A 24,656-nucleotide genomic window follows, 5' to 3' on the forward strand; every position below is an offset into this window, starting at 1 on the left:
ATATATCCATTTCCCGTGTATAATAGTAATTCAAGGATATTCACTATTCAATATATTACATAACGATTTTTTGTATAGAACATTATTCATATTCTTTTAATATTTTTGTTTATCTCTTGCATTTAAGAGATAAGCAGGCTGATTGCTGTAGCACCACATCATCGATCCGGTGCTGCTTATGTCAAGAAGGAGGAAGCCGCATGTCCAATTCAACCGATAAACATTCCATCCCGATCTATCAGGATGAGCAAGCGGATAAAGAAGAACCGGGCGTGCCCCGTAACAAACATCTGATTCATCATCCGACTGAAGCTTTCTCCAAAATGCTGGATACCCTTGAATTGTTACCCTACCGAAATGTGAATGCATCCGTATCGGCAGCTCAGCGTGCGCTGCAAGTAGCACAGCAAACTGGCGATGAAGCGTTGATCATTCGCACGCGTCTCATCCAAGCCGATATTATGGCGCGTCAGGGCAAAGTTGCCGAAGCAGGGCGGATTATTCGCCAGGCGAACGAATGGGCGGAGAACAATGACCATAAACATATTCTTGCACGAAGCCATCGGCTGTTAGCCGGCTTTTTTCGTCGTCTTGGCGACAATGAAAGTGCGCTTCAGCATGCCGTCATCTGTTTGCAGCAGCTACCTGAACAGGCGATTCCTTCGCTGCGTGCGGATCATCTGATGATGCTTGCACTTACGCTGGATGAGGTAGGGGCGTATGATGATTCCTCCAAACATTTTGATGAAGTACTCACGATTGCGAGAGCGACGGATGATACACTACTTAGCTTGTTTGCGCTCAACAATATGGCGTATACGCGCTGCGAGCTTGGTGAGGGCGAAGCCGCGTATCGGCTTGCCAACGAGCTGCGCGATATCGCAGCACGTGCCAATATGCAGCTTAGTGCATCTCATCTCGATACGATCGCTTCGATCGAAATTTTGCTCGGTCATCCTGAAAAAGCAGAAGCGACATTGGCACCGATGCTGCGTGATCCGCTAAGTCGCAAGCTTGGCGATTTGAATGTGTTGCCGGAATGTCTGCTTACTGCTGCCGAGGCGCAGCGGCTACAAGGCAAGCTAAAACAAGCGCAAAAGACGCTTAATGAAGCGCGCCATCTATGTCGTGAACAAGGGTTGTCCGGCTTGATGGTACGCGTACGGTTGCAGCAATCAGAAATGTATGCCGCTGCTGGCGATTATCGCAGAGCGTATGAAGAACACAAGCTGTATCATCAGGAAAGTGAAGCGAAGCGCTCAGCAGAACGCGAAGCGCGTGCACGTATTTTGCAAATGACGTTTGATGCGGAGGAAGCGCGTAGAGACAGTGAATATTTTAAAGAGATGGCGCTGCGTGATCCGTTAACCGGCTTGCACAATCGTCGTTTTATGGACCCCTATTTGGATGATTTGCTTGCCCAGTCGCTGCTTAGCGGTCAGCCTGTTACCGCTGTGCTGATCGATTTGGATCATTTTAAAGAAATCAATGATACGCTGTCTCATCAGGTTGGTGATACCGTGCTCGTCAATGTTGCCAAAATTATGTCGCTTACCGCACCTTCGTCCTCTGCGCTGGCGCGAATCGGCGGTGAGGAATTTCTGGCTGTATTCAAAGATACCGATGCCGAGCGCGGTATGTTGTATGCTCATCGTCTTTGTCAGGCGATCCATGCGGCAGATTGGAGCCCGATTACAGGCAATATGCCAGTTACCGCAAGTCTTGGCGTAAGTACGACAGCGGGTGGCAATCTGAATCGGATGGAGCTGCTGGCGATTGCTGACCGTCATTTATATGAAGCGAAACATGCCGGACGAAATCGTGTTGTCGGTTGCAGTACAGCAACGAATTCCTAAGATTGGCAAAATTTCAAATGAGTTAATAAAACGTTTGACCGATCACGCTGAACAGGCACAATAACGATATGGCTATCGCTGCAAATGATTATGCCGCTTGTCTGAGGCGTATATAATGTTGCCGCATACGGCTACCGATGATTGTGCCCTAACTACAGCGCTAGATTCGATAGTATAAAACAAATTGTTTATCGTTTCGGCTCATCTTATCGTTTGGCAAAGGCTGGATTTTCTGATTCAAGAGGCGGATAATAGGATAGGTAACCTTTACAGTTGCTTATTAAAGGAGGACTATCTGTGTCTGAACCAAATGCATCTTTCGTTCCGGGTCATCCCGGTTATATACCGTTATCTGTGCTCGATCTTGCCCCTGTAACCGCCGGTTCCACACCGGCGCAATCGTTTCGCAACAGTTTAGAGCTTGCCCGTCATGCCGAGCAGCTTGGCTACCAGCGTTATTGGCTTGCCGAGCATCATAATATGCCGGGTGTAGCCAGTTCAGCAACATCGGTCGTCATCGGCTATATCGCCGCCAAAACGAGTCGGATTCGTGTCGGCTCTGGCGGTATTATGTTGCCTAACCATGCACCACTAGTCATCGCTGAGCAATTTGGCACATTGGAATCGATGTATCCAGGTCGAATCGATCTTGGATTAGGTCGTGCGCCCGGCAGCGATCGCCGCACTACACTTGCACTGCGACGCGACATAAACAGCGGCGAGGATTTTCCGGAATTGCTGGATGAACTGCAAACGTTTTTAAATGCGTCTGCCACTTCGTATCATGCGCCGGTTCGTGCGGTGCCTGGCGAAGGATTGAACATTCCGATCTGGCTGCTTGGCTCCAGCGATTTCAGCGCTAAACTGGCTGCGCAAAAAGGACTGCCGTTTGCGTTTGCTGGTCATTTCTCGCCCGATTATACACAGCGTGCATTGCGTATGTACCGCGAATATTTTCAGCCTTCCGCATCGTTAAAAGAGCCTTATGCCATTCTCGGTGTAAATGCAATCGCCGCCGATACGGATGAAGAAGCCGAGTGGTTATCGACAACGATGCAACAGCAATTTCTGAATATTATTCGCGGACGCACAGGTCAAATTCAGCCCCCTGCTGCAATGGAAGGCAAATGGACAGATTACGAACAAGCCGCTGTAGCCAAACAACTTAGCTCTACCATCAAAGGTGGGCCAGAGCGTATTCGACAAGGACTACAACGTTATATACAAGATACTGGCGTAAATGAGTTAATTATGACGAGCATGATCTATGATCATACGGCAAGATTACGCTCCTATGAACTGATCGCCCAAGCTGCCGGTCTGCCGCAAGCGAAACAAGGGCAAACGACGACATAACGGTTACTTTTTTGAAAACAGTTGTGTTGTTTTAATCGATATATGCTGCATATTGCTGCTGATAAGACAATAATGCCAATGTGAATAAAGCGATCGCGAAACGAAAGAGACTGCATATGACTGCGGTCTCTTTTTTGTGTGACTATAGGAGGGGCAAATAACAGGTGACAAGGTAGTAGTTGAAGATATAAATGTTAATAATTCGTTGTTAAACGTATATAAGCGATAAAACTAAGACGAATAGGCTATTATGCACCTCTATTGAATAGGTAAAGCGTGTATAGATATAATGGGGTTCACGTTTAGTGATAAGAGGTATTGTAGTGCAGGCGGATGATACGTAATGAGAGGAGTGTGATTCGCATGACAAGGGATGCTTATTTTGACAATTTAAAATTTGTGCTCATTACACTCGTTGTCATCGGGCATTTGATTGAGCCGCTGTATGATGATCCGTGGTTGCAACCTTTATATGTAATGATTTATACATTTCATATTCCGCTGTTTGTGCTAGTCTCTGGTTACTTTGCCAAACAGATCGGCACAGGTGATTATTTTACTAAAGTGATTAGCAAGCTGGTCATCCCGTATTTGATCTTTGAGACGTTGTATTCGTTGTTTGATTACTGGCTGTACGATCGACTACAGCTCATTTTTTCTTATTTTACGCCATACTGGTTAATGTGGTTTTTGTTCAGCATGGTGTTATGGAAAACGGCAATGCCGTATATGATTCGGATCAAATATGCGGTGCCGCTTTCCATCGTATTGGCGATTGTAGCTGGTTATGCTAATGATGCGGAATATTATGCTAGCGTGTCGCGCACGATCGTATTTTTCCCGTTTTTCTTGGCAGGTTATTACATGGATCGTTCGTGGATTACGATGTTGCAGCGACCGATGATGAAAACAATAGCGGTGTTGTCGCTTATAACTGCTACTATTGTGATTGCTGTATATTCGCCGTTTGTCGTCAAAGAGTGGCTGTATGGAAGCTTCTCTTATGAATCGCTTGGACATTACGAATGGACAGCAGGATTGTACCGGATTGGTGTGTATGCCGTTGCAGTCATCATTGGCGGTGCGGTCATGAGCCTAATTCCGACGCGTCCGCTCGGTATAGTTTCGGAGCTGGGCAGCAATACGTTGTATACGTATGTACTGCATGGTTTTATTGTGATGGCGTTAACCGCTAGCGGTATGTATGACTGGCTCGGCATCGAAGTGGCAAGACTGCTTATTGTGCCGCTTGGTCTAATGGTGACCGTATTGTTATCGCTTAGCCGTGTGCGTGTCGCTTCAGCCTGGCTAGTAGAGCCGGGAGTAAAACGCATATTCAAACGTCAGAGCAGCCGTACTGATCTAGGCTAGTAGGCTGATCGCGCTAAAGAAAGGTGTAGTTTAATGTCGTATAGATAGCCTAGAGAAGTTTATAGTGTCATGCAGATGTATGTTCATACGATGGAGTCGATCAGATAGCACATGTAAAGCTGGACACGCCCTAGCTCGGGTCATACGCTTCAAGTATATATGTAATATATTCAGTTTAACGATCGGGAAAGGATGAGTTATACTATATAGGGAACGTTAGCGTATACGCGCCATCTTAACCTCAGCTATCTGACAAAGGAGGAATTATTTATGCTTCATCTGCAATCAACAACAAAGCTGTCTAACGGTGTACAGATGCCGTGGTTTGGTCTCGGTGTATATAAAGTGGAGGAAGGCGCACAAGTCGTCAATTCAGTAAAATGGGCGCTTGAAGCAGGTTATCGCAGCATCGATACGGCAGCACTTTATCAAAATGAAGAAGGTGTTGGACAAGCGATCCGCGAATCAGGCGTAGCGCGTGCAGATTTGTTTATTACGACAAAAGTATGGAATTCGGAGCAAGGCTATGATACAACATTGGCAGCGTTTGACCAAAGTTTGCACAAGCTCGGTCTAGATTATGTCGACCTGTATCTCGTTCATTGGCCGGTTAAAGGCAAATACAAAGATACATGGCGAGCGTTGGAAAAGCTACATCAAGATGGCAAAGTGCGTGCGATCGGGGTGTCGAATTTCCAAATTCATCATCTGGAAGATTTGCTTGCCGATGCCAAAGTGCGTCCGGTTGTAAATCAGGTCGAGCTGCATCCGCTGTTAAGCCAAGTGGAACTGCGTCATTACTGCAAACAGCAAGGCATCCAGATTGAAGCATGGGCACCACTTGCGCAAGGACGATTACTCGATAATCCGACATTGCAAACGATTGCGGACAAGCAGGGTAAATCGATTGCACAAGTACTGCTGCGCTGGGATGTGCAGAGCGAGATTGTCACGATTCCGAAATCAATTAATAAAGAGCGGATCGTGCAAAACGCGGATATTTACGATTTTGAACTATCGGCTGCAGAAATGAAGCAGATCGATGATTTAAATGAAAACCGTCGTTTTGGCGCTGATCCAGACAATTTTAATTTTTAAATGAGTAGAATGATGACAATGATCATATAAACAAAAAGAAGCGAACTGCCGCTCGCCGGCATCGCTTCTTTTGTTATTGATGATCTGTTGTTCATGCGCTGTCTCATTTAAATTTTAAATTGATCAACGACCTGCTGCAATGAAGTTGACATTTCTTTTAACTGTTCGGTCGTTGACACCATTTCGGCTAATGAAGCGGTCTGTTCTTCGGTCATGGCGGATACTTCTTCGGTAAAAGAAGCCATATCTTCGGTAATGCCATTAATTTCTTGGAGCGATGTACCGACGGATTGAGTGCCTTTGGACATTTCGCTAACCGAATCAGCGACCTCGGTAATCTGTACATTTAATTGCCCAATTTGTCCCATAATATGAGTAAATGTTTCCCCGGCTTCACCAAGCAATACAACACCTTCATCGACCTGGCTTGTAGTTGATGTTACTAGCTCTACCATACCTTGAATAGCGGTCGTCATCGCTTGAATGATCGCTGTAATTTCCTTTGTAGAATTTGACGATTGATCGGCAAGCTTGCGAATTTCATCAGCTACGACGCTAAAACCACGTCCGTGCTCACCGGCGCGCGCCGCTTCAATCGCTGCATTCAGCGCTAGCAGATTCGTTTGATTGGACGTTTCGGAAATATAGCTCGTAATCGATAAAATTTGTTGCGAGCGCTCGGATAGCTCGGTAACACCGTCTTCAATCGCACGGAATGCAGTTGCCATACTTTGCACACTTTGCACGCTGTTTTGAATTTTGGCGCCGCCAACAGTTGCCAGCTCCTGCGTCTGGCGTGCCATACCTGCTACCGAGTCACTCGTATCAGCTACCATTTCCAAGCCGGCGATCGATTGCTGCATAACGGAAGAAATATCTTCGGTACGTGAAACTTGGCGCTCCGAGCCTTCAGCGATTTTCTGAATCGATTGGGCGACTTCATCAGAAGCGCGTGCACTTTCGCGTGCGCCTTTTTCAAGTTGCAGACTGGCAGCAGCGAGCTGGACAGTGTTATGCTGAATATCTTGAATGATACGTTGCAAGCTAATTAACAATGTATTAGTTGCTTGCCCGAGGTCTTTGACTTCATCATTCGTTTGGACTTCAATCCGGCGTGTAAGATCGCCGCCAGAAGAAGCGATATCGTTAATCGTATAGGTAACGAGGCGCATATTGCGTGTGATCCGGTAGGCGGTAATAAAGCCGATAATGAGCGACAGTATGATGACAGCGGCAAGCAGCCCATACAGTATCATTTTCAAATGAACATTGCTGTCGTGCAGATTGTTAACACGCTGGTGGGTTAACTGATCTTCGGTATTTAGAAAATCGCTAATTTCTGTGCGAAAGTTATCCATATCTGTTTTGCCCGGGTCATCTACAAAAAAGCGCTGGATCGCTGCCGTATTGTTTTGTTGGCGCAGCGCAATGACCGGATCACCGGCTGTGCTGATCCACTTGGCAATGTTGGCTTTAATTTCGTTAAGCTTTTGCTGTTGCGATGGATTGTCTGCCAGCAACGTGTACAATGCGTCATAATTGGATTGCCACTGGGATTTACCGTTGTTATACGGAGTAAGATAGTTGTCATTACCGGTAATAACATAGCCGCGTTGCCCGGTTTCCATATCAATAATATTCAAACGAATATCGTTAGTCAGCTTATGCACATCCATATCGTGCTCTGAAATATAAGTAATATTGCTTTCCAGCTCATTAATTTTGATATGCACAATGACGATCGCTATCGCAAAGCAGCACATAATTAAAACATAGCCTGCTAAAATTTTACTTGTAATGCCAAATCGAATATTCATAGGTCACCTCATATTTGTAGTAATAAAATAGTAGTAACAAAGTAGTGGTAAAAAAGAATCATTAGATGCAATTCAACCAAATCGATTGCACTAAAAAGATCGAATATTGTCTAATACTTATTTGCTTTAATGTTAACCGTATTTGCATGATATTAATCTAGTAGCGACCAATTTCTTGATCTTCTTGTATCGATATGATTAACTTTTTCATAATGTATAACATGTAGCGTTTGCACCTACATAAGCCAAAGGAGTGGTACAATTGAACGAATTACACATTATACGCATTACAACTGCCGATCATGAGCGCTATGAGCAAACGCTGGAATTGCGCGACCGTGTGCTGCGGCGTCCGCTCGGTATGAGCATCCATCAGGAGCGACTTGAAGGGGAAGAAGGGGCGATTCATCTGTGTGCATTGTACGAAGATCGGGTCGTCGGTGTGTTGCTGCTCAAGCATACAGCTGAACATACACTGCAAATGAAGCAGGTTGCCGTCGATGAATCACTGCGTGGTCAGCAGATCGGGCGTCGTCTCGTACAAGCAGCCGAGCAGGTCGCTATGCAAGCAGGATATCGGCATATTATGTTGCATGCACGTCAGGTGGCAATTCCATTTTATGAAAAACTGGCGTATGAAACGTATGGAGAACCATTTACCGAAGTCGGCATTCCACATCAGGCGATGCGCAAAACAGTGATAGATACGGAAACAGATCAAAGGAGGGCTGAAGCATGAATGAACTGTATTTTGATTCCTCCTATTTGACGAGCTGGACGACAGCGCTGGAGGAGGCATTTACACAAGCTGGGCAACATTATGTCGTACTAAAAGAGACCGCTTTTTATCCACATGGCGGCGGGCAACCTTGTGATGGAGGTACGATCGATGGGATGCCTGTACTGGACGTATCTCGGGTCGACGGGCGCATTTTGCATCAGGTGCCTAGTCTGCCAGAGCAGTCGCCGGGTGCAGAGCTGTATTGCGAAATTGATTGGCAGCGTCGTTTCGATCATATGCAGCAGCATAGCGGTCAGCATTTGCTATCGGCTACATGCCTAGAAGTGCTGAATGCGCCTACGCTGAGTTTTCATCTTGGCGAGCACGAATGTACGATCGATATAGAGCTTGCCGAGTTGGAGCTTGCTAAACTGCAAGCGGTTGAGCGACAGGTCAATACATACATTTACCGCAATCTGCCGATTCGCAGCTATATGGTCGATGAAGCGCAGCTTGCCACATTGAAGTTGGTTAAGCCGCCGAGTGTGACCGAGCGTGTGCGTATCGTCGAAATCGAAAGCATTGAATATAATGCTTGTGGGGGTACGCATGTATCACGTACCGGCGAGATTGGCATCATTAAACTGTACAAAGCAGAGAAAAACAAAGGCAATATCCGTCTGTATTTTCGCTGCGGGTTGCGGGCACTAGACGATTATAATGAGAGTCTGGCGATTAACGATGCACTGGCGGCACGCTTTAATACCGGACGCAAACATATCGTCGGTCGCTTTGACAAATGGGACGAGGAACAAAAGCAGCAGCGCGAAGAAGTGGAGCGTTTGCGGCGCGAAAATGATCAATTTATGCTGGAACGGTTGTTAAGCCAAATACAGTCCGGCGCGACTCAAGCGATTGTGCAGCAGGAATGGACGGAGCGCTCATTGCAAGATTTGCAGCGGATCGCTAATCTGTTACTGGAGCAAGGCGAGTTGATTGTACTGCTGTCATCAACCGCTGAACGAAAAGTCGTACTTGCGCAAACTGGTCATGCCGAGCTGCAATGCGGCATCTTTTTCAAACAGCATCTGGCTCGCTTTGGTGGAAAAGGCGGCGGCAATGATCGGATCGCACAGGCGGGGTTTGAATCAACCGAGCAATTGCGTGAATTTGTCCATTTTGTGCGGGAGCAGTGGAGTGGAGACGGGGCGTTGTAATGGAGGCTTTTGCATGGGCGGAGGCAAATGATACGTTGGATCGGTTAGACTGCAAATGTACCAGTTTAAAACAGGTGTTATGATCCTATTAGCGATAGGGAGAAGATGAAGATGAATGATCCTATACTCGGTCTAAAACGAGGCGAGGTCAAGCTGGTTGATCATGATCCACGCTGGAAAGATGAATTTGGACGTGTGAAGCAAGCGATAATCGTCGCTATCCCTCAACTGGATGCACGGCAGATTGAACATATCGGCAGCACTGCAATTATCGACATGCAGGCGAAGCCGGTAATCGATATCGCTTTCGGTGTACATTGGCAACCAGCATATCCTGATTGTTATGATGCGCCATTAAAATCGCTCGGCTTTTATCGTTTAAACGTTCAGCGTGAACAGGAGATTGTGTTTGCCAAGTTTACAGATACAACGTATGCGGTGAAAACACATTTTATTCATATGATTCCATTCGAAGGCGAGCATTGGCAAAATATGCTGTTTTTTCGCGATTATTTAAATACACATCGATCTGTACGGATCGAGTATGAACGGTTAAAACAGTCTTTTAGCATCGAACACGGCGATATTAACGACTATACGGCGTATAAACAACAATGGATACAGTCCATTTTTGCCAAACGTACGGAACAGGATTAATGTGAAAATATGGTCATATCGTAACAGCGTATACGAAATAGACAGCGATTGGATGTGTAAAAGTGATAGTTTAGCAAAAGCGCTCATCCCAAGTGCAGCTTGCCTAATTGTGCCGGATCAACATACGAATCATGATAGATCAGATAACGAAAATTATAACAGCCTTTTTTGTCGGCAAGCTGGCGGATCAGCTGCTCGCTATGCAGCAAAAGAAGGCTTTTTGTCGTGTATATCGCTCCATATTACCGCTTGTTTGGGATCGGTTCATTGACCATTATTGTTAATGAAATATCGTTCATCAGGAGAACTGATAAAACCTATAAGGCATTCTAATTGACCGTTTACGCGCACTGTGATACCTTCAAATAAGCAGAATAAATCTGAGCACTATACTAGGAATTAGCGCATTGTTTGAAAGAACAGGTGCTAGATGATGGGGTGGATATCGTTGGAATTTCAAGCAACTAACAGTCCTTTTACACAGGAACAAGCCGAGCTGCTAAATCGCTTGCTACCTGGATTGACCGACACACAGCGCATTTGGCTAAGTGGGTATTTAACCGCTACACTGCAGACCGGTGCAGTGGCAGCTTCTCCAGCACTAACAACGTCAACCGAACCAGTATCCGCCATTCCAGCTGTTAGCGTACCGAAAGATGTTACCGTGCTGTTCGGTTCGCAAACTGGCAATGCACATGGATTAGCGAAAAAGCTGGCACAACAGCTGACAGCACAAGGTTTTGACGTCACATTGTCTGCAATGGGAGATTACAAACCGAACAATTTGAAAAAGGTAAATCATCTGTTCGTACTGGCGAGCACGCAAGGTGAAGGTGATCCGCCGGACAATGCGATTCCATTTTATGAATTTTTACACAGCAAACGTGCGCCACAGTTAACGGATACGAAGTTTGCCGTACTGGGGCTTGGTGATACATCGTATGAATTTTTCTGTCAGACAGGCAAAGATTTTGACAAACGTTTGGAAGAACTCGGTGCACAGCGCATCGTACCGCGTGCGGATTGTGATGTGGACTTTGAGGAACAAGCCGGCGAGTGGATCGGTCAAGTGCTTGCTGCGCTTGGCGAAGCGAGTGCCGCATCTGTAGCAGTAGCTGCACCGGAAGCGACTGCAAGTGAAGCGGAGGCAACATCGCCGTATTCGCGTACCCATCCGTTTCCGGCAGAAGTGTTGGAAAATCTGAATTTGAACGGACGCGGTTCCGATCAGGAGACACGCCATGTGGAATTGTCACTGGAAGGCTCCGGTTTGCAGTATGAACCAGGCGATAGTCTCGGTGTGTATCCGCAAAATCATCCACAGCTCGTGGACGACATTTTGCAGGCGACCGGTTGGAATGGCGATGAAACGATTACACTTAACAAAAATGGCGACACTGCCAGCGTACGCGATGCGCTGCTGCGTCATTATGAGATTACCGTGCTCACGAAGCCACTGTTGGAAAAGGTAGCAGGGCTGGCAGACAATGAGCAGCTTGATGCTTTGCTGGCAGAAGGGCGTGAGCAAGATTTACGCGCGTATTTGCAAGGGCGCGATTTGCTTGATTTGATTCAAGATTACGGACTGGGCAGCATCCCTGCCGATGAACTGCTGTCACTGCTGCGCAAAATTCCAGCACGACTGTATTCAATTTCCAGCAGTTTCAAAGCGTCACCGGATGAAGTGCATCTGACCGTGCGTAAAGTCGCGTATGAACAGCATGGTCGTCAGCGTTATGGCGTCTGCTCGGTACATCTTGCTGAGCGTTTGGAAGCGGGCGATACATTGCCTGTTTATATTCAGCATAACGACAATTTCAAGCTGCCACATGATCCGTCAACGCCGATCATTATGATCGGACCAGGTACAGGTGTAGCGCCATTTCGTTCGTTTATTGCCGAGCGTGAAGAAACAGGTGCAGAAGGAAAAAGCTGGCTATTTTTCGGTGATCGTCGTTTTGCGACCGATTTCCTGTATCAGACCGAATGGCAACGCTGGCTTAAAGATGGCGTGTTGACACGGATGGATGTTGCTTTCTCCCGTGATAGTGATAAAAAAGTATATGTACAACATCGCATGCTGGAACGTAGCCGCGAACTGTACGAATGGATTCAAAGTGGTGCCGTATTGTACGTTTGCGGCGATGAAAAACATATGGCGAACGATGTGCATCTGACATTAGAACAAATTTTGATTCAGGAAGGCAATCTAAGTCAGGAGGCAGCAGCCGACTATTTGAGCACGATGTTGCAGCAAAAACGTTATCAGCGCGACGTATATTGAGCAATCGCTCGATGGGGAATGTCCGTGATTACGAGAGGAGAACGAACCAATGGTCCAGTATGAAAAATATCCACCGCATGATCGTCCGCATAGCGATGTAGAAGACATCAAGCGGAACAGTAACTATTTGCGCGGTAGCTTGGAGCAGACGCTTCAAGACCCGATTACCGGTTCCATTCCTGAGGATGATAACCGACTGATGAAGCACCACGGCAGTTATATGCAAGATGATCGTGATTTGCGCAACGAACGGAAAAAACAAAAGCTCGAACCGGCGTACCAGTTTATGCTGCGTGTGCGCGCATCCGGCGGCATCGTTACCCCGGCGCAATGGCTAATGATGGACGATATTGCGCATAAATACGGCAATGGTACGATTCGTCTGACAACTCGCCAATCGTTTCAATTGCATGGCGTATTAAAATGGAATCTGAAAAATACGATTCGTGAAGTGAACGATGCGCTGCTTAGTACGCTGGCAGCGTGTGGTGACGTAAACCGTAACGTCATGTGCAATACGAATCCAGATCAATCAGCTGTGCATGCGCAAGTATATGATTGGGCATGTAAAGTGAGCACACATCTTGATCCACGTACCCGTGCCTACCACGAAATTTGGCTTGATGAGGAAAAGATCATCGATAGCCGTGAGCTGGAAATCGAGCAGGAGCCGATCTATGGCGAAGTATACTTGCCGCGTAAATTTAAAATTGGCATCGCCGTACCGCCATCTAACGATGTTGATGTATTTTCACAAGACTTGGGCTTTATCGCGATCGTTGAAAATAACAAACTGATCGGCTTTAATGTGGCAGTTGGCGGCGGAATGGGCATGACACATGGCGATACCGCCACCTATCCACAAGTATCCAAAGTGATCGGCTTTATTACACCAGAGCAGATGATCGAGGTGGCGGAGAAAGTCGTCACCATTCAGCGCGACTATGGCGATCGGGCGGTACGTAAACATGCCCGCTTCAAATATACGATCGATGATCGCGGATTGGACTGGCTCGTTGCCGAACTGCATGCACGTCTTGGCTGGCAATTGCAAGCAGCGCGTCCGTTCCATTTTGATCATAATGGCGACCGTTACGGCTGGGTAAAAGGCACGGACGGCAAATGGATGTTCACGCTATTTATCCAAAACGGTCGTATCGTCGATCTGGACGATTACAAGCTGATGACCGGCTTGCGCGAAATTGCCAATGTTCATACTGGCGATTTCCGCCTGACACCGAACCAAAACTTGGTCATCGGCAATGTGAGCAGCCAGAAGAAGAAAAAGATCGAAGCGCTCATCACGCAATACGGTCTGACCGATGGCGCTCATTATTCCGCACTGCGCCGCAACTCGATGGCATGTGTATCATTGCCAACATGCGGCATGGCGATGGCGGAAGCGGAACGTTATTTGCCGACGCTGATCGACAAGCTGGAACTTGAGCTCGATCAAGCTGGGCTGCGCAACGAAGATATCGTCGTACGTATGACCGGCTGCCCGAACGGGTGTGCACGTCCGATGCTGGCAGAGCTGTCGTTTATCGGCAAAGGGCCTGGTAAATACAATATGTATTTGGGCGGCGGATTCGACGGCAGCCGTCTGAACAAGCTGTACCGTGAAAATATCGGGGAGGAAGAAATTCTCTCCTCACTGAAGCCGATTTTCCAACGCTATGCAATCGAGCGCGAGCAAGGTGAACATTTTGGTGACTTTGTGATCCGGGCGGGATTTGTGGAAGCGGTGTATGATGGACAGCAGTTTCATGCTTAATGACAGATCGGCAAAGCGAAGAACGATAAACGTAAAATGATAGCAGTATTAGGGTGGATCATCATTTATGCTGACAAAGCTGTAAGCGAGGGAGCTGTAAAAGAAGGGAAATCCTTACTTTTACAGCTTTTTGTTTTTTGGTATACATAGCGATCCAGTACAACACCGCTAACTATAAGTTCATCGTCAAAACATATTTTAAAAAATCAATATATGAAAAATTCATAATAATAGATGCACATGATGCACATAAAATAACACTAACAAACCAAATCGATCCTACACAATCATTTCATCTCGCAACGCATAAGTAACTAGCGACACAAAACTGGAATTATTTTATAATCATACTTAATAACCGCTATACATAGATCGAACAGAATGGAGCGAGATGCTGATATGGAAATGGAATACCCATCACACAAGCCTTCATCACCGCAGGCAGATGTTAATGTAGAACGAATGCAAACTGTGCAAGACACAGCTTATACAGCATACAGAAGTGGAACTGGCAGCAATGCCAGCAGATCGACAGCAAATGGCAACCTGCCGTTAAAATCATCGAACTTGTTGCTCATGCAGCGACAGCTTGGCAATCAGGCAGTCAAACAGTTAATTATGCAAACACGTCCCCATGCCATACAATCATCTCCATCCGCTGATATACAGCCAGCATGGCAAGTAGATACAAGTGTACCTTTGTCAACGCTGGATCATTCATCTGCTAATCATGCACAGCCATCTGCCAACGACGCATTAAGTTCAGCTTCTGAATTAACATCAACATTGAATGGTGGTAGTAACCGCGTTTTACAAGCAAAATTCATTTATACGAATACAGCCCGCTTAAGTCGGTCAGATGGGCAGGCGAACGTGAATAAAGTCAACAATTACAAAATAAACGCAATTCAATTACCTGCTTCTTTTCGACCGCCTACGCAATTTGGTCAAGCTCAGATGGCTCACTCCATCTCATGGACATTACTCAAAAAAGGATACGAATCTGTCCATGAGATGGATGCAAACGATTTTATTATAAATTATTTAAAAAAAGATTGGAGTGCTTTACGTGAGCAATTAAACGTAATTAAGTCACGACAAGATGAAGCATCACTCGCTCCACAACTCGATTACACAGATTTTACGAAGTATGCAAACAAATATTCTGATGATTATTTTGATCATTTACTGCAAAAAGATGATACCTCTTTGCAATGGGTAGCTAATATTCAACAAGCAGTATCTGATTATTTTGTCGCATTACAGCTAGCTCCGTTAACAACCCATACAGGATTTACGCAAAAAAAGGGGAAAGCGGGCGTTAATGAATCCAAGCCTTCCGGGCATGGAGAACCAGCCGCTAATTTGGTATTAACGGAATTAGAAGCAATCATAGCCCAAGCGCCGTCTTATGTTCCTAACCCACAACATCAAATGCTCGTTGAAAAGGCAGCAGCAATGTATTGGGACCCTGGTGCAGATAATATAAACGGAATTAGTGATGAAAATGAATTAAAGCTGCTCAGACAAGAATATGGAACGGCATTTCAGCGTGTTTATCCAAAAATTTGGCAATTTTATCAAAAAAATGTGGAGTCCAAACTTGGTGCGAACTCAATACCAGCGAATGAATCCGAATCTGTTGCAGAGCTTATAAATGTAGCCAAGACGATTAATAAAGATGAACTAGAGGAAGAATTGCAAGAACAGCAAGCTGAATAAGAACAAGCGGAAGCCGAAGTAAACGAACTATCAACTCCATCGAATTTTCGAGCTTTGGTTGATTTACAAGATAAACAAGAAGCTGACAATAAAGTACCAGCCAGTGTATTTAACATAGATGAATTACTATTATCTAATGATCGACCACCAACTAAATATGGCCCAATCGGTCAAAAGTCGCACACGGTATCATGGTCGCTTACACTTAACGCATTAAGCCAAATCGGAGAACATCGACCATTAACTAACATGCTCATAGATATGAGTCTGAAATGGGATCATTTAGCAGCACAAAGTTGGAATGAAATGCTTTCTGATTCTTTGATTGCTAAAAGTGACTTTCAAGCAATAAACATGTCGGACCAAACCTATGAAAAGCACCTTAAAAATAATAAAGATCGATTGCAGGAAATTAACGAGTTAATTGTAATTAATCAAAATAAAGTGCAACACGCATTGAACGATCTTGAATTAAGTGAGTTAGGCTGGCAAAGCTTTATTCAAACGATGGTTTCCGATTATGTTATCGCTTATCAATCAGCACCGCTTACTTCTGCTAAAATGGGTAAACCAGACGGTAGGGGGGAAGCGGATGCCAATAAGTATTTAGATTTACTTGATCAAAACTATACTGAAAAAGCTGAAAAAGCTTCCGATTCATCTGCTATAATCAATGACCCGCATGCTGTTGCTCAACAATATGTTCATCACGATATTTTGCTTAAAAAGTTTAAAAGTGAGTTTACCAAGGAAAAAATTAATAAATATAACAAAGATACACAAAAATCAATTGTCGAACTAAAGGACAAAGCAAAAAAAGTTATAGACCAAAAGCAGCAAACAACAAACCCTACAACATTGAGTCAAGAAGATTGGGATAAAATGATGACGCTACTTGCTGTACACGAAGCGTTAAAGCATATGGAAGTCAATTGGAAGTTATTTCAAGGAAAAGACTATAATAGTCAATATAAAAGAACAGCTATGGCGAGCATTTTACACGAATGGGAGCAAAGTATCGGGAACTCTTATCCAAATATTAAACCATATATATTTAATAGCCTAAAAGAGTATTCTGATTCAATGTTAATTAGTGAAGGCATGCAGAAAGAAGAAAGAAACGACAATGCAGCAAACAAAGATTGGAAACTCGAACCGACATTAAAAAGAGACATGGAAAAACATCGCAAAAGCCATACTGACCAACGCAAACACTTACTAAACAAACATCAAGAAGATTCAAGTAATTTAAAAAAACGTTCTTTTTTGGAAGCGCAAAAAACTCGCAAACAAGAAGATGCTGCTTCTGACATGGAGCAGATCGCGAAGCATCAGAAATTGAATTCAGAATCGGAAGATCAGCAGAATCAGCAGGACATGTTATTACTGGGCAGTCAATCATCAACAGGCAGTACAATAGGGCAAAATAATCAACTGATTGGCTTACCACCAGCTAACCCACTGTCTGCATTTTCATTTACACCGCCGCCCAGCTTTAACTTCAATCTTAATTTAACGCAACTACCACATACATTCCCATCTATGAATTTTGGGAATGCACAAAGTCTATTTAACAATAACCTATTTAACAATAATCAAAATGGGTTTGGAAACGCTCAAAATATGATAAGCAACGGAATTCCAAATATAATGCTTAATTCCACCCCTTCGTCATTAATGAATGGAAGTTTCCAGCAACAAGCACAAAACGATATGATGCCAGCACTACAAACAAGTGCAATGGAAGATATAGAGGAAGCCGAGGAGGAACAGCAGCATAAAAATGATGAAGGCTCGATGAGTAACTTTTAAACAAACTTTAAAATTTCATCATCCTCTCTTGTGTGCTGTTAAAATGCTCCGCTTGCGCCGGAGACGGGCATCATACAAGAGAGGATTTTTTATTTGCAAATTATGTTACAACTTACATTTACAAATAATTTCAACAATTGAATGATTAAGCGACATTGCAATTTATAAATATAGCTCAAATGATCGCTAAAATAAAAAATTCAATATATGAAAAATTCACAATAATAAAAACCTAAAAAACCGTATAAAAAGCTATTAAACCACCCACCAAAACTAACTTGAAACACCTGCCCTTGCCCAAATGCTACAAAACATTTATGCTTTCAATAAAGCGAACCAAGTACGATCAAACTACACAACCAACAGTAAAACAACTAACAATCACGCCCTATGCTTAAATCCACCCCACCGGAGGAACCTATGATCAAACAAGCGCTCGTCATTATCGACATGCAAGAAATCTTCTTCAACAGTGCACAAAATGCACTGCATGCACGCGAATCTTTAATCGAGCAAGTCAACACCATAATCGAGCGGGCGAGAGCCAATCATATCCCTGTCGTATTCATTCAGCACTGTGATGAGCATGCAGGGGATGAATTGTATCCAAACACACCGGATTGGGAAATTTGCCATCAACTGAATCGGTTGCCAGGCGATCCGGTGTTTTGGAAAACCAAATGGGATTCGTTTTACCGTACCGGTTTGCTCGATTGGCTGCGTAGACATGGGATCGAGCAGATTATTTTTGCCGGTGCGCAGACGGAATTTTGCCTGGATACGACATTGCGCAATGCGTATAGCCTCGGATATCAGCAAAATATCGTCGTTGCCGATGGACATAGCACATTGGATAGTGATGTACTGTCAGCAGCGCAAATCATTCGCCATCATGAATATGTATGGCATAACCGATTTGCCAAAGTGCAACCGATCGAGCAAATTGTATTGCATTAAGGGTTGCAATAAAGTACAGAACAAAGTACACAACGCAACAATGACAGCGAATCTTGCGTAATCGCTATCATTGTTGCGTTTTAGTTTGGATGCATTTTAGTTATATTTTATACGATTTAAAATGTATAGCATGTCATACATACTGAACCGAGTCGTGAATAGCCCTATTTATTGTGCACAATTTAAACAGATCATAAGGCAAAACATACGCTTAAACATCTAAAAAAAACAGTATTTCTCCTTATTAATAAAAAATCCAACAAAAACACTTTTTTCAATAAATTGTATATAAATTCGTAAAAATAGCCGCTGAATATGCTATCATCAAACAGAGATACCAATCCATTTAACCGATCGCTGCATGCTTAGCGACTAAATAATCGATCGGTATATTGAGACTGTTGGCTATACCGATGCCTATATACTATGATTTCATTTTAAATAATCGGATAGTTTTGGATAATTACCGTGCGTTTTTCATATCATTATATTATATAAATAACTAAGACTCTTAAAAAATGTTCCATTTCTATCTTCTAGCTTTATGCCTCCCGATGCTATAATACAGTATCGTAACTGAAAAGAGAGGTAGTTCATTTGCACAAAAAAGTAAGCGTTTTATTGACGGTGGTCTGTCTGACACTTTTAGCTTTTACATTGTGTGCGGCAGTGCGGTTTGTCGATTCTGAACGTGAGCTGCCACAATCGAGTACACTGCGGCAGTCTCAATATCGACTCGTGCTGATCACTTCTAATATGGGCACACCGTTCTGGCAAAAGCTCGGTACGAGTGCAGAGCTGGAAGCACAACGTTTGGGCGCTACGCTGGAAATTTGGGGCAGTTATGGACAGGATCGCGAAAGCTTTCTCAAACAATTGGAGATTGCGATCGATTCGCGTGTTGATGGCATTATCGTGCAAGGCATCGATACGAATGAATTTAAAAATTTGACCAAAGTTAAGGCAGCCTTTTACGGCATCCCGATCATTACCGTTGCCAGCGATGTGCCGGTACAAGAAAGTTTGCGCAAAATGTATGTCGGTTCAAGCCCGGTCGCCGCTGGACAGATGCTGGCGCGGCAGCTCATTCATGATTTGGGCGAACGAGGTACGGTCGTATTAATGGGCGATAACCGGAATGAATATGATCAACGGCAACGACTTGCCGGCATTGAGCAAGTGTTAAAACAATATCCTCAAATTCAATTCCGTTACGTACAAACACCGGAAATCCGCGAAAGCATTATTGCCGCCACACAAAATGTGATGAATGAGCTACCAGGTGTAAGCGCTTTTATATCCATTGATTCAAATTTGACGGAAGCGATGGTACAGGAGATTAGCCAGCGTGCACGTGTACAAACGTACAAAATTTATTCATTTGACGACAATCCGGATGTGCTTCCACTGCTGCAAAGTGGCAAAATAGACGGCATTTTGGAGCAATCGCCTGAAATGATGGGAAAGGTGAGCGTACAAATGATGATGAAATGGCTAAAAGGAAGCCCGCTCCCGTTAGAGAGCGAAGGCTATTTGACAAATATTCATATGCAAATGGCGGCGCATGAACGATGATCGGTATTCAACGTAAAATATGGACGCTGACGGCGATTATTATGTTCATTATGCTAATGATTTGGATTACATTGATGTATTACAACCAAAAGACGGAAAATCAATACAATGAAATTTTACAGCGTTATTTGCGACTGAATGAAGTGACCACATCGAGCCAACAAGTCGTTACCTCACTCAATAGTTATTTGATCACACCGGCGGAAGGCAATTTGAGTAGTCTGCGCCGCAAAGAAGAACTGTTGCGTGATGCGCAGCTTGATATTAGCAATTTGCGCAATCGTGAGAATGACTTTGCATTGACCGGATATATTCATTTGATCGATAGTTTAATCGATACGTCTGAACGTGCGGTCATGTTTCATGCAGAAAAAGAAAGCGAAGATTCAGCGGATGCCTTTGCTGAAGCGACGCGCATTTCCAAATACATTTCCGATATGACGTTAACGCTGCTTGATAAAGAATTAAGCACGTATGAGCAATTTTATCGCGGCATTATTCAGCAGTCGGCAGAATTGAAAACGTTAGGCATTTGGATTTTGGTCACGATGACATTTTGGCTACTGCTGTTTACGTATTGGTTTTCGCTCAGCATTACGCGACCGATCCAGCAACTGACACGGGCAGCGCAAGAGCTGGCGAAAGGGCGGTTTGATTTGCAAGTACGGGTGAACTCATCTGATGAAATCTCTTTTCTCGCCAAAATGTTTGAACATATGCGCATTAGCATCAACGGATTAATTTCGGAAATTCAGCAAAAGGCACAGCTTGAAAATGAGCTGCAACGCAATAAGCTGCTATTACAGGAAAGCCAGCTGCGCAGTTTGCAAAGCCAGATTAATCCGCATTTTCTGTTTAACATTTTGGATACATTATCCAAAAAAGCATTTCTGGAAGGTGCCGAGGAGACAAGCGATCTGCTAGTCAGTGTGGCAGGGCTACTACGTTACAATTTGAAGCGTCTCGATCGCTCGGTCACATTGTATGAAGAAGTACGTGTAATGAAACAATATATGGAAATTCAGAAAGCGCGGTTTACCGATCGTCTGCATTTGTATACCGATATTGATGAGGAATGTTTATCCGTGCAAATGCCTGGGTTGACGCTGCAACCGATTATTGAAAATGCGATTAATTACGCAATCGAGCCGAAAGAGCACGGAGGTACGATCGAAATGATCGTACACGATGAAGGCGAGCATGTGGTAATTGAAATTGCTGATGACGGACCGGGGATGAGCAGCGGGAAGATTAGACAAATTTTGGATGAGCAGATGTTGCAGCAACCAGTGGAAAGTGAAGGGCATTCGACCGGAATCGGTTTTACGAATGTGGTACAGCGCTTGCGATTATTTTACGGCGTGCATGATGTGATTCATATCGATAGTACCGAAGGTGCTGGCGTACGTGTACGATTGACTATACCGAAAACGAGGAGATTGGACGCTTATGATGAAGCTGCTTATCGTTGATGACGAGCAGGTGGGACGTGAAGGACTGGAAGCGATTTTGCGCCGGGACTTTCCCGACCTGACGATTCAGCAGGCAAAAAACGGTAAGCTTGCGGTAGAACTTGCCGAGCAATTTCAACCTGATCTGATTTTGATGGATATTAAAATGCCCGGTATGGACGGTCTGGAAGCGACCGAAGTGATCGGGGCACGTTTTCCCGATATCAAGTTCATTATGATTACTGCCTACGATACATTTGAATATGCGCGCCGTGCGCTCAAGTTAGGGGTAAAAGATTATTTGCTCAAGCCAAGTAAAGCGAGCGAGATTACTGCCACCGTAAAACGAGTGCTAACACAGATTGACCAGGAGCGAGCGAATCGCGAACAAAATTTACAGCGAGAACATACATTACAGCGACTGTTGCCGGTAATCGAGACCGATATGGTCACACAATTGCTGTTTGACCATGTGCATGAGGTGCATTTGGATGAGATGGTTGGCTGGCTCCATGTAAACCCGGATTGTGAAAAGTTTGCGTTAGCAGTTATCATTCCCGAGCAGGGAGAGCATCTGTATCCGACGATCCGTGATAAAGTAAGTCGTACCGGTAGCGGCTTAGTCGGTGCGCTCAATGGACGGCAGATTCCAATTATCGCTTTTCGGCGTAGTGGACAATCACTACGTGCACAAGCATCCGAGCTGGCACAAGAGCTGCTTACCGCTGCCGGACCTAAGCTGCGCGCACAATGTTTTATCGGCATCGGCAACGCGTATGGTGTTCATGCTCAATTGCGACAATCGTATCAAGAAGCGTTAATCGCAACGAGCAATCCAAACTTGCCGGTTAAATATCGCTTTTATATGGATCATGCGTCCCATCATATCCCGGACAATAGCCATCGTGAAGCAAGGCTTGCCGAACAGCGGTTGTTTGATCAGGTACGCGTAGGCGATTGGGATCATATGCGTGAAGATACGATGCAGTTCATTCGCTTTTATGAAGAACAAGGACTGGATCGTTTGCATGCACAGCAGCTTGTTTTGCAGCGGCTATGGATCGCTTCGCGAATGCTAACCGAAATGGGCGTTGAACTGGAAGCACCGGTCTATTCGTCCAGCATACAGGACTATCGGCAACTGCGTTATGAAACCGCGATGATGTTAGAGCAAATGCGCAGTCAGTCGGATGAATACAGCCAGAAGATTAAACCAGATACGATTCGGCAAATTAAACAGTACATTATGGAGCATTCTAGCCAGGACATATCGCTCGAAGGGATCGGTGATCAATTTGGGTTGAGTCCATTTTATATTAGCAAACTGTTTAAAGAGCAATTAGGGGTAAACTATATCGATTTCTTGACCGAGTGCAGGATCACACGCGCAAAAAAGCTGATGTCTGACCCAAGTTTAAGTCTGAAAGAAATCACATATGAAGTCGGCTATCGCGATCCGAATTATTTTAGCAAAGTATTCAAAAAGCTTGCCGACGTCTCACCGACTGAATATCGCAAAACATTGCTCGGAGCACGCGAATGAACACAACTAAGCGCAAAAGACAAATGCCGGATCATTCCAGTCACTTGTGGCATAGCAACATGTCGGTAATATTTCCGTTCTTACTATTGTTGCTGGTTGCGATGCTGCTCGTCTCTTGTTCTAGCGATGAAGCGATATCCAGTGAACGATCAGGCAAGACAACGAGCAGTACGACTAATAGTGATACGCGCCAGCAATATAAACCGGATGAACAAACGAGCCAAACCAACTCACAGCAATATGCTGTCCGTTCAGGCAACAAACCGATTCGGATCGGTTTTGCGATGGATACGCTAGTAGAGGAACGTTGGAAAAAAGATCGCGACTTTTTTCTGCAAGCAGCCAAACGACTTGGTGCCGAAGTCATTGTCAAATCGGCAGACAGCAACGATGCTAGACAGATCGAGCAGGCAGAGCAGATGATTGCCGATGGCATCGACGTATTGGTATTAGTGCCACATAATGCCGATGCGACCGCAGCGATCGTTAACCGTGCACATAAAGCAGGTGTAAAAGTACTTTCTTATGATCGGCTAGTCAAAAATGCCGATGTTGATCTGTATGTATCTTTTGACAATGAACAAGTGGGACGCTTACAGGCGGATGCGATTACAAGCATTGTGCCAGAGGGCAAATACGTCTATATTGGCGGTGCGGATACTGACAATAATGCCCATATGTTCAAACAGGGTGTATTCGATGTATTACAACCGAAGATCGATGACGGCAAAATCCGCGTCGTCTACGATCAATGGTCAAAAGACTGGAAACCAGCTTCAGCACTACAACATATGCGCGAAGCATTGCAAGCGAGCCATAATCATATCGATGCCATCATCGTCGCCAATGATGCCACCGCGGGTGGTGTCGTGCAAGCGCTACGCGAACAAGGACTAGTAGGCAAAATTCCAGTTGCCGGTCAAGACGGTGATGTGGCGGCTGCCAGGCGCATCGTACAAGGCACACAAACGATGACCGTATACAAACCAATCGGTAAACTCGCTCAAGTCACAGCCGAGCTTGCTATCAAACTCGCCAAAAATGAAAAGATCGAAACGACCCGGCGCGTAAACAATGGCAAACTCGAAGTGCCTTCCGTACTGCTTGCCCCAGTAGCGGTCGATAAGTCCAATATCGATACGACGCTAATCGCAGATGGATTTCATACGAGAGCGGAAGTGTATGGGAAGCAGTAGTGGAGCAACAATGGAAAGTTAATGGAATAAGGATTGTAAGGCATCCTTTAAACCCCGCGAGTGATACAGCAATATGCTGCTATATCACTCGCGGGGTTTTATTTGATACTATGAAGTATTTTCAAATTGCTGTACAGACTATTTGCTGCCATTGTTTTGCGTTAGTTTCGGCTATGTATGCGGCTTCTTTCATTGCTAGAGTTTGCATACATACGTTCTTCTCAAACTACCAGCAACATTTTACTCTAT

17 protein-coding genes are annotated in these 24,656 nt (G+C 44.7%); 16 read left to right on the forward strand and 1 reads right to left on the reverse strand.

Features of this window, described 5'->3' with window-relative positions; translation table 11 throughout:
• Positions 1-200: 200 nt before the first annotated feature.
• The 4 genes from U1I11_RS10175 to U1I11_RS10190 all read left to right on the forward strand — a co-directional run bounded on the left by U1I11_RS10175 (position 201) and on the right by U1I11_RS10190 (position 5,681).
• A complete protein-coding gene (locus U1I11_RS10175; protein ID WP_322905984.1) occupies positions 201-1,856 on the forward strand; it encodes a GGDEF domain-containing protein in 1,656 nt (551 codons plus the stop codon).
• A gap of 297 nt (positions 1,857-2,153) precedes the next feature.
• On the forward strand, positions 2,154-3,212 hold the full coding sequence (locus U1I11_RS10180; RefSeq protein WP_322905985.1) for an LLM class flavin-dependent oxidoreductase: 1,059 nt from the start codon (positions 2,154-2,156) through the stop codon (positions 3,210-3,212).
• A 363-nt stretch (positions 3,213-3,575) separates the two neighbouring features.
• Positions 3,576-4,583: an acyltransferase family protein gene (locus tag U1I11_RS10185; protein ID WP_322905986.1), complete on the forward strand. Its 1,008-nt coding sequence runs from the start codon at positions 3,576-3,578 to the stop codon at positions 4,581-4,583.
• 270 nt (positions 4,584-4,853) lie between these two features.
• Positions 4,854-5,681 carry an aldo/keto reductase gene (locus U1I11_RS10190; RefSeq protein ID WP_322905987.1) on the forward strand — a complete coding sequence of 276 codons (828 nt, stop codon included), beginning with the start codon at positions 4,854-4,856 and terminating at the stop codon, positions 5,679-5,681.
• Between the two features lie 107 nt (positions 5,682-5,788).
• Here the strand turns inward: U1I11_RS10190 and U1I11_RS10195 are convergent, their stop codons facing one another.
• Complete coding sequence (locus U1I11_RS10195) at positions 5,789-7,498, reverse strand: methyl-accepting chemotaxis protein (RefSeq protein WP_322905988.1); 1,710 nt, start codon at positions 7,496-7,498, stop codon at positions 5,789-5,791.
• 262 nt (positions 7,499-7,760) lie between these two features.
• On the opposite strand from U1I11_RS10195, the gene U1I11_RS10200 reads away from it, so the two are divergent.
• From U1I11_RS10200 to xylF, 12 genes are all read left to right on the forward strand, one after another.
• Positions 7,761-8,237, forward strand: coding sequence for a GNAT family N-acetyltransferase (locus U1I11_RS10200; protein ID WP_322905989.1), 477 nt, complete (start codon positions 7,761-7,763; stop codon positions 8,235-8,237).
• The gene (locus U1I11_RS10205) at positions 8,234-9,436 is read left to right on the forward strand and encodes an alanyl-tRNA editing protein (protein ID WP_322905990.1); all 1,203 of its coding nucleotides are present in this window, start codon (positions 8,234-8,236) and stop codon (positions 9,434-9,436) included. Before U1I11_RS10200 ends, U1I11_RS10205 begins: the two co-directional genes overlap by 4 nt.
• A 111-nt stretch (positions 9,437-9,547) precedes the next feature.
• Positions 9,548-10,093, forward strand: coding sequence for a GrpB family protein (locus U1I11_RS10210; protein ID WP_322905991.1), 546 nt, complete (start codon positions 9,548-9,550; stop codon positions 10,091-10,093).
• A 448-nt stretch (positions 10,094-10,541) separates the two neighbouring features.
• Positions 10,542-12,377, forward strand: coding sequence for an assimilatory sulfite reductase (NADPH) flavoprotein subunit (locus U1I11_RS10215; RefSeq protein WP_322905992.1), 1,836 nt, complete (start codon positions 10,542-10,544; stop codon positions 12,375-12,377).
• A 49-nt stretch (positions 12,378-12,426) separates the two neighbouring features.
• The gene (cysI, locus tag U1I11_RS10220) at positions 12,427-14,151 is read left to right on the forward strand and encodes an assimilatory sulfite reductase (NADPH) hemoprotein subunit (RefSeq protein ID WP_322905993.1); all 1,725 of its coding nucleotides are present in this window, start codon (positions 12,427-12,429) and stop codon (positions 14,149-14,151) included.
• Between the two features lie 399 nt (positions 14,152-14,550).
• A complete protein-coding gene (locus U1I11_RS10225; RefSeq protein WP_322905994.1) occupies positions 14,551-15,873 on the forward strand; it encodes a hypothetical protein in 1,323 nt (440 codons plus the stop codon).
• 54 nt (positions 15,874-15,927) lie between these two features.
• Positions 15,928-17,685 (forward strand): hypothetical protein, encoded by a 1,758-nt coding sequence (locus tag U1I11_RS10230; RefSeq protein WP_322905995.1) that lies wholly within the window; start codon positions 15,928-15,930, stop codon positions 17,683-17,685.
• 420 nt (positions 17,686-18,105) lie between these two features.
• Entirely contained in the window at positions 18,106-18,642 is a 537-nt protein-coding gene (locus U1I11_RS10235; RefSeq protein WP_322905996.1) for a cysteine hydrolase family protein, read from the forward strand.
• A gap of 597 nt (positions 18,643-19,239) precedes the next feature.
• Positions 19,240-20,217: a sugar ABC transporter substrate-binding protein gene (locus tag U1I11_RS10240; RefSeq protein ID WP_322905997.1), complete on the forward strand. Its 978-nt coding sequence runs from the start codon at positions 19,240-19,242 to the stop codon at positions 20,215-20,217.
• A complete protein-coding gene (locus U1I11_RS10245; RefSeq protein ID WP_322905998.1) occupies positions 20,214-21,689 on the forward strand; it encodes a sensor histidine kinase in 1,476 nt (491 codons plus the stop codon). Before U1I11_RS10240 ends, U1I11_RS10245 begins: the two co-directional genes overlap by 4 nt.
• Positions 21,667-23,211 (forward strand): response regulator, encoded by a 1,545-nt coding sequence (locus U1I11_RS10250; protein ID WP_322905999.1) that lies wholly within the window; start codon positions 21,667-21,669, stop codon positions 23,209-23,211. The genes U1I11_RS10245 and U1I11_RS10250 overlap by 23 nt, the downstream gene beginning before the upstream one ends.
• Positions 23,208-24,407, forward strand: coding sequence for a D-xylose ABC transporter substrate-binding protein (gene xylF, locus U1I11_RS10255; RefSeq protein ID WP_322906000.1), 1,200 nt, complete (start codon positions 23,208-23,210; stop codon positions 24,405-24,407). Before U1I11_RS10250 ends, xylF begins: the two co-directional genes overlap by 4 nt.
• Positions 24,408-24,656 lie beyond the last annotated feature (249 nt).

Source organism: Paenibacillus campi, from assembly GCF_034659835.1.
Classification (GTDB): Bacteria; Bacillota; Bacilli; order Paenibacillales; family Paenibacillaceae; genus Saccharibacillus; species Saccharibacillus campi.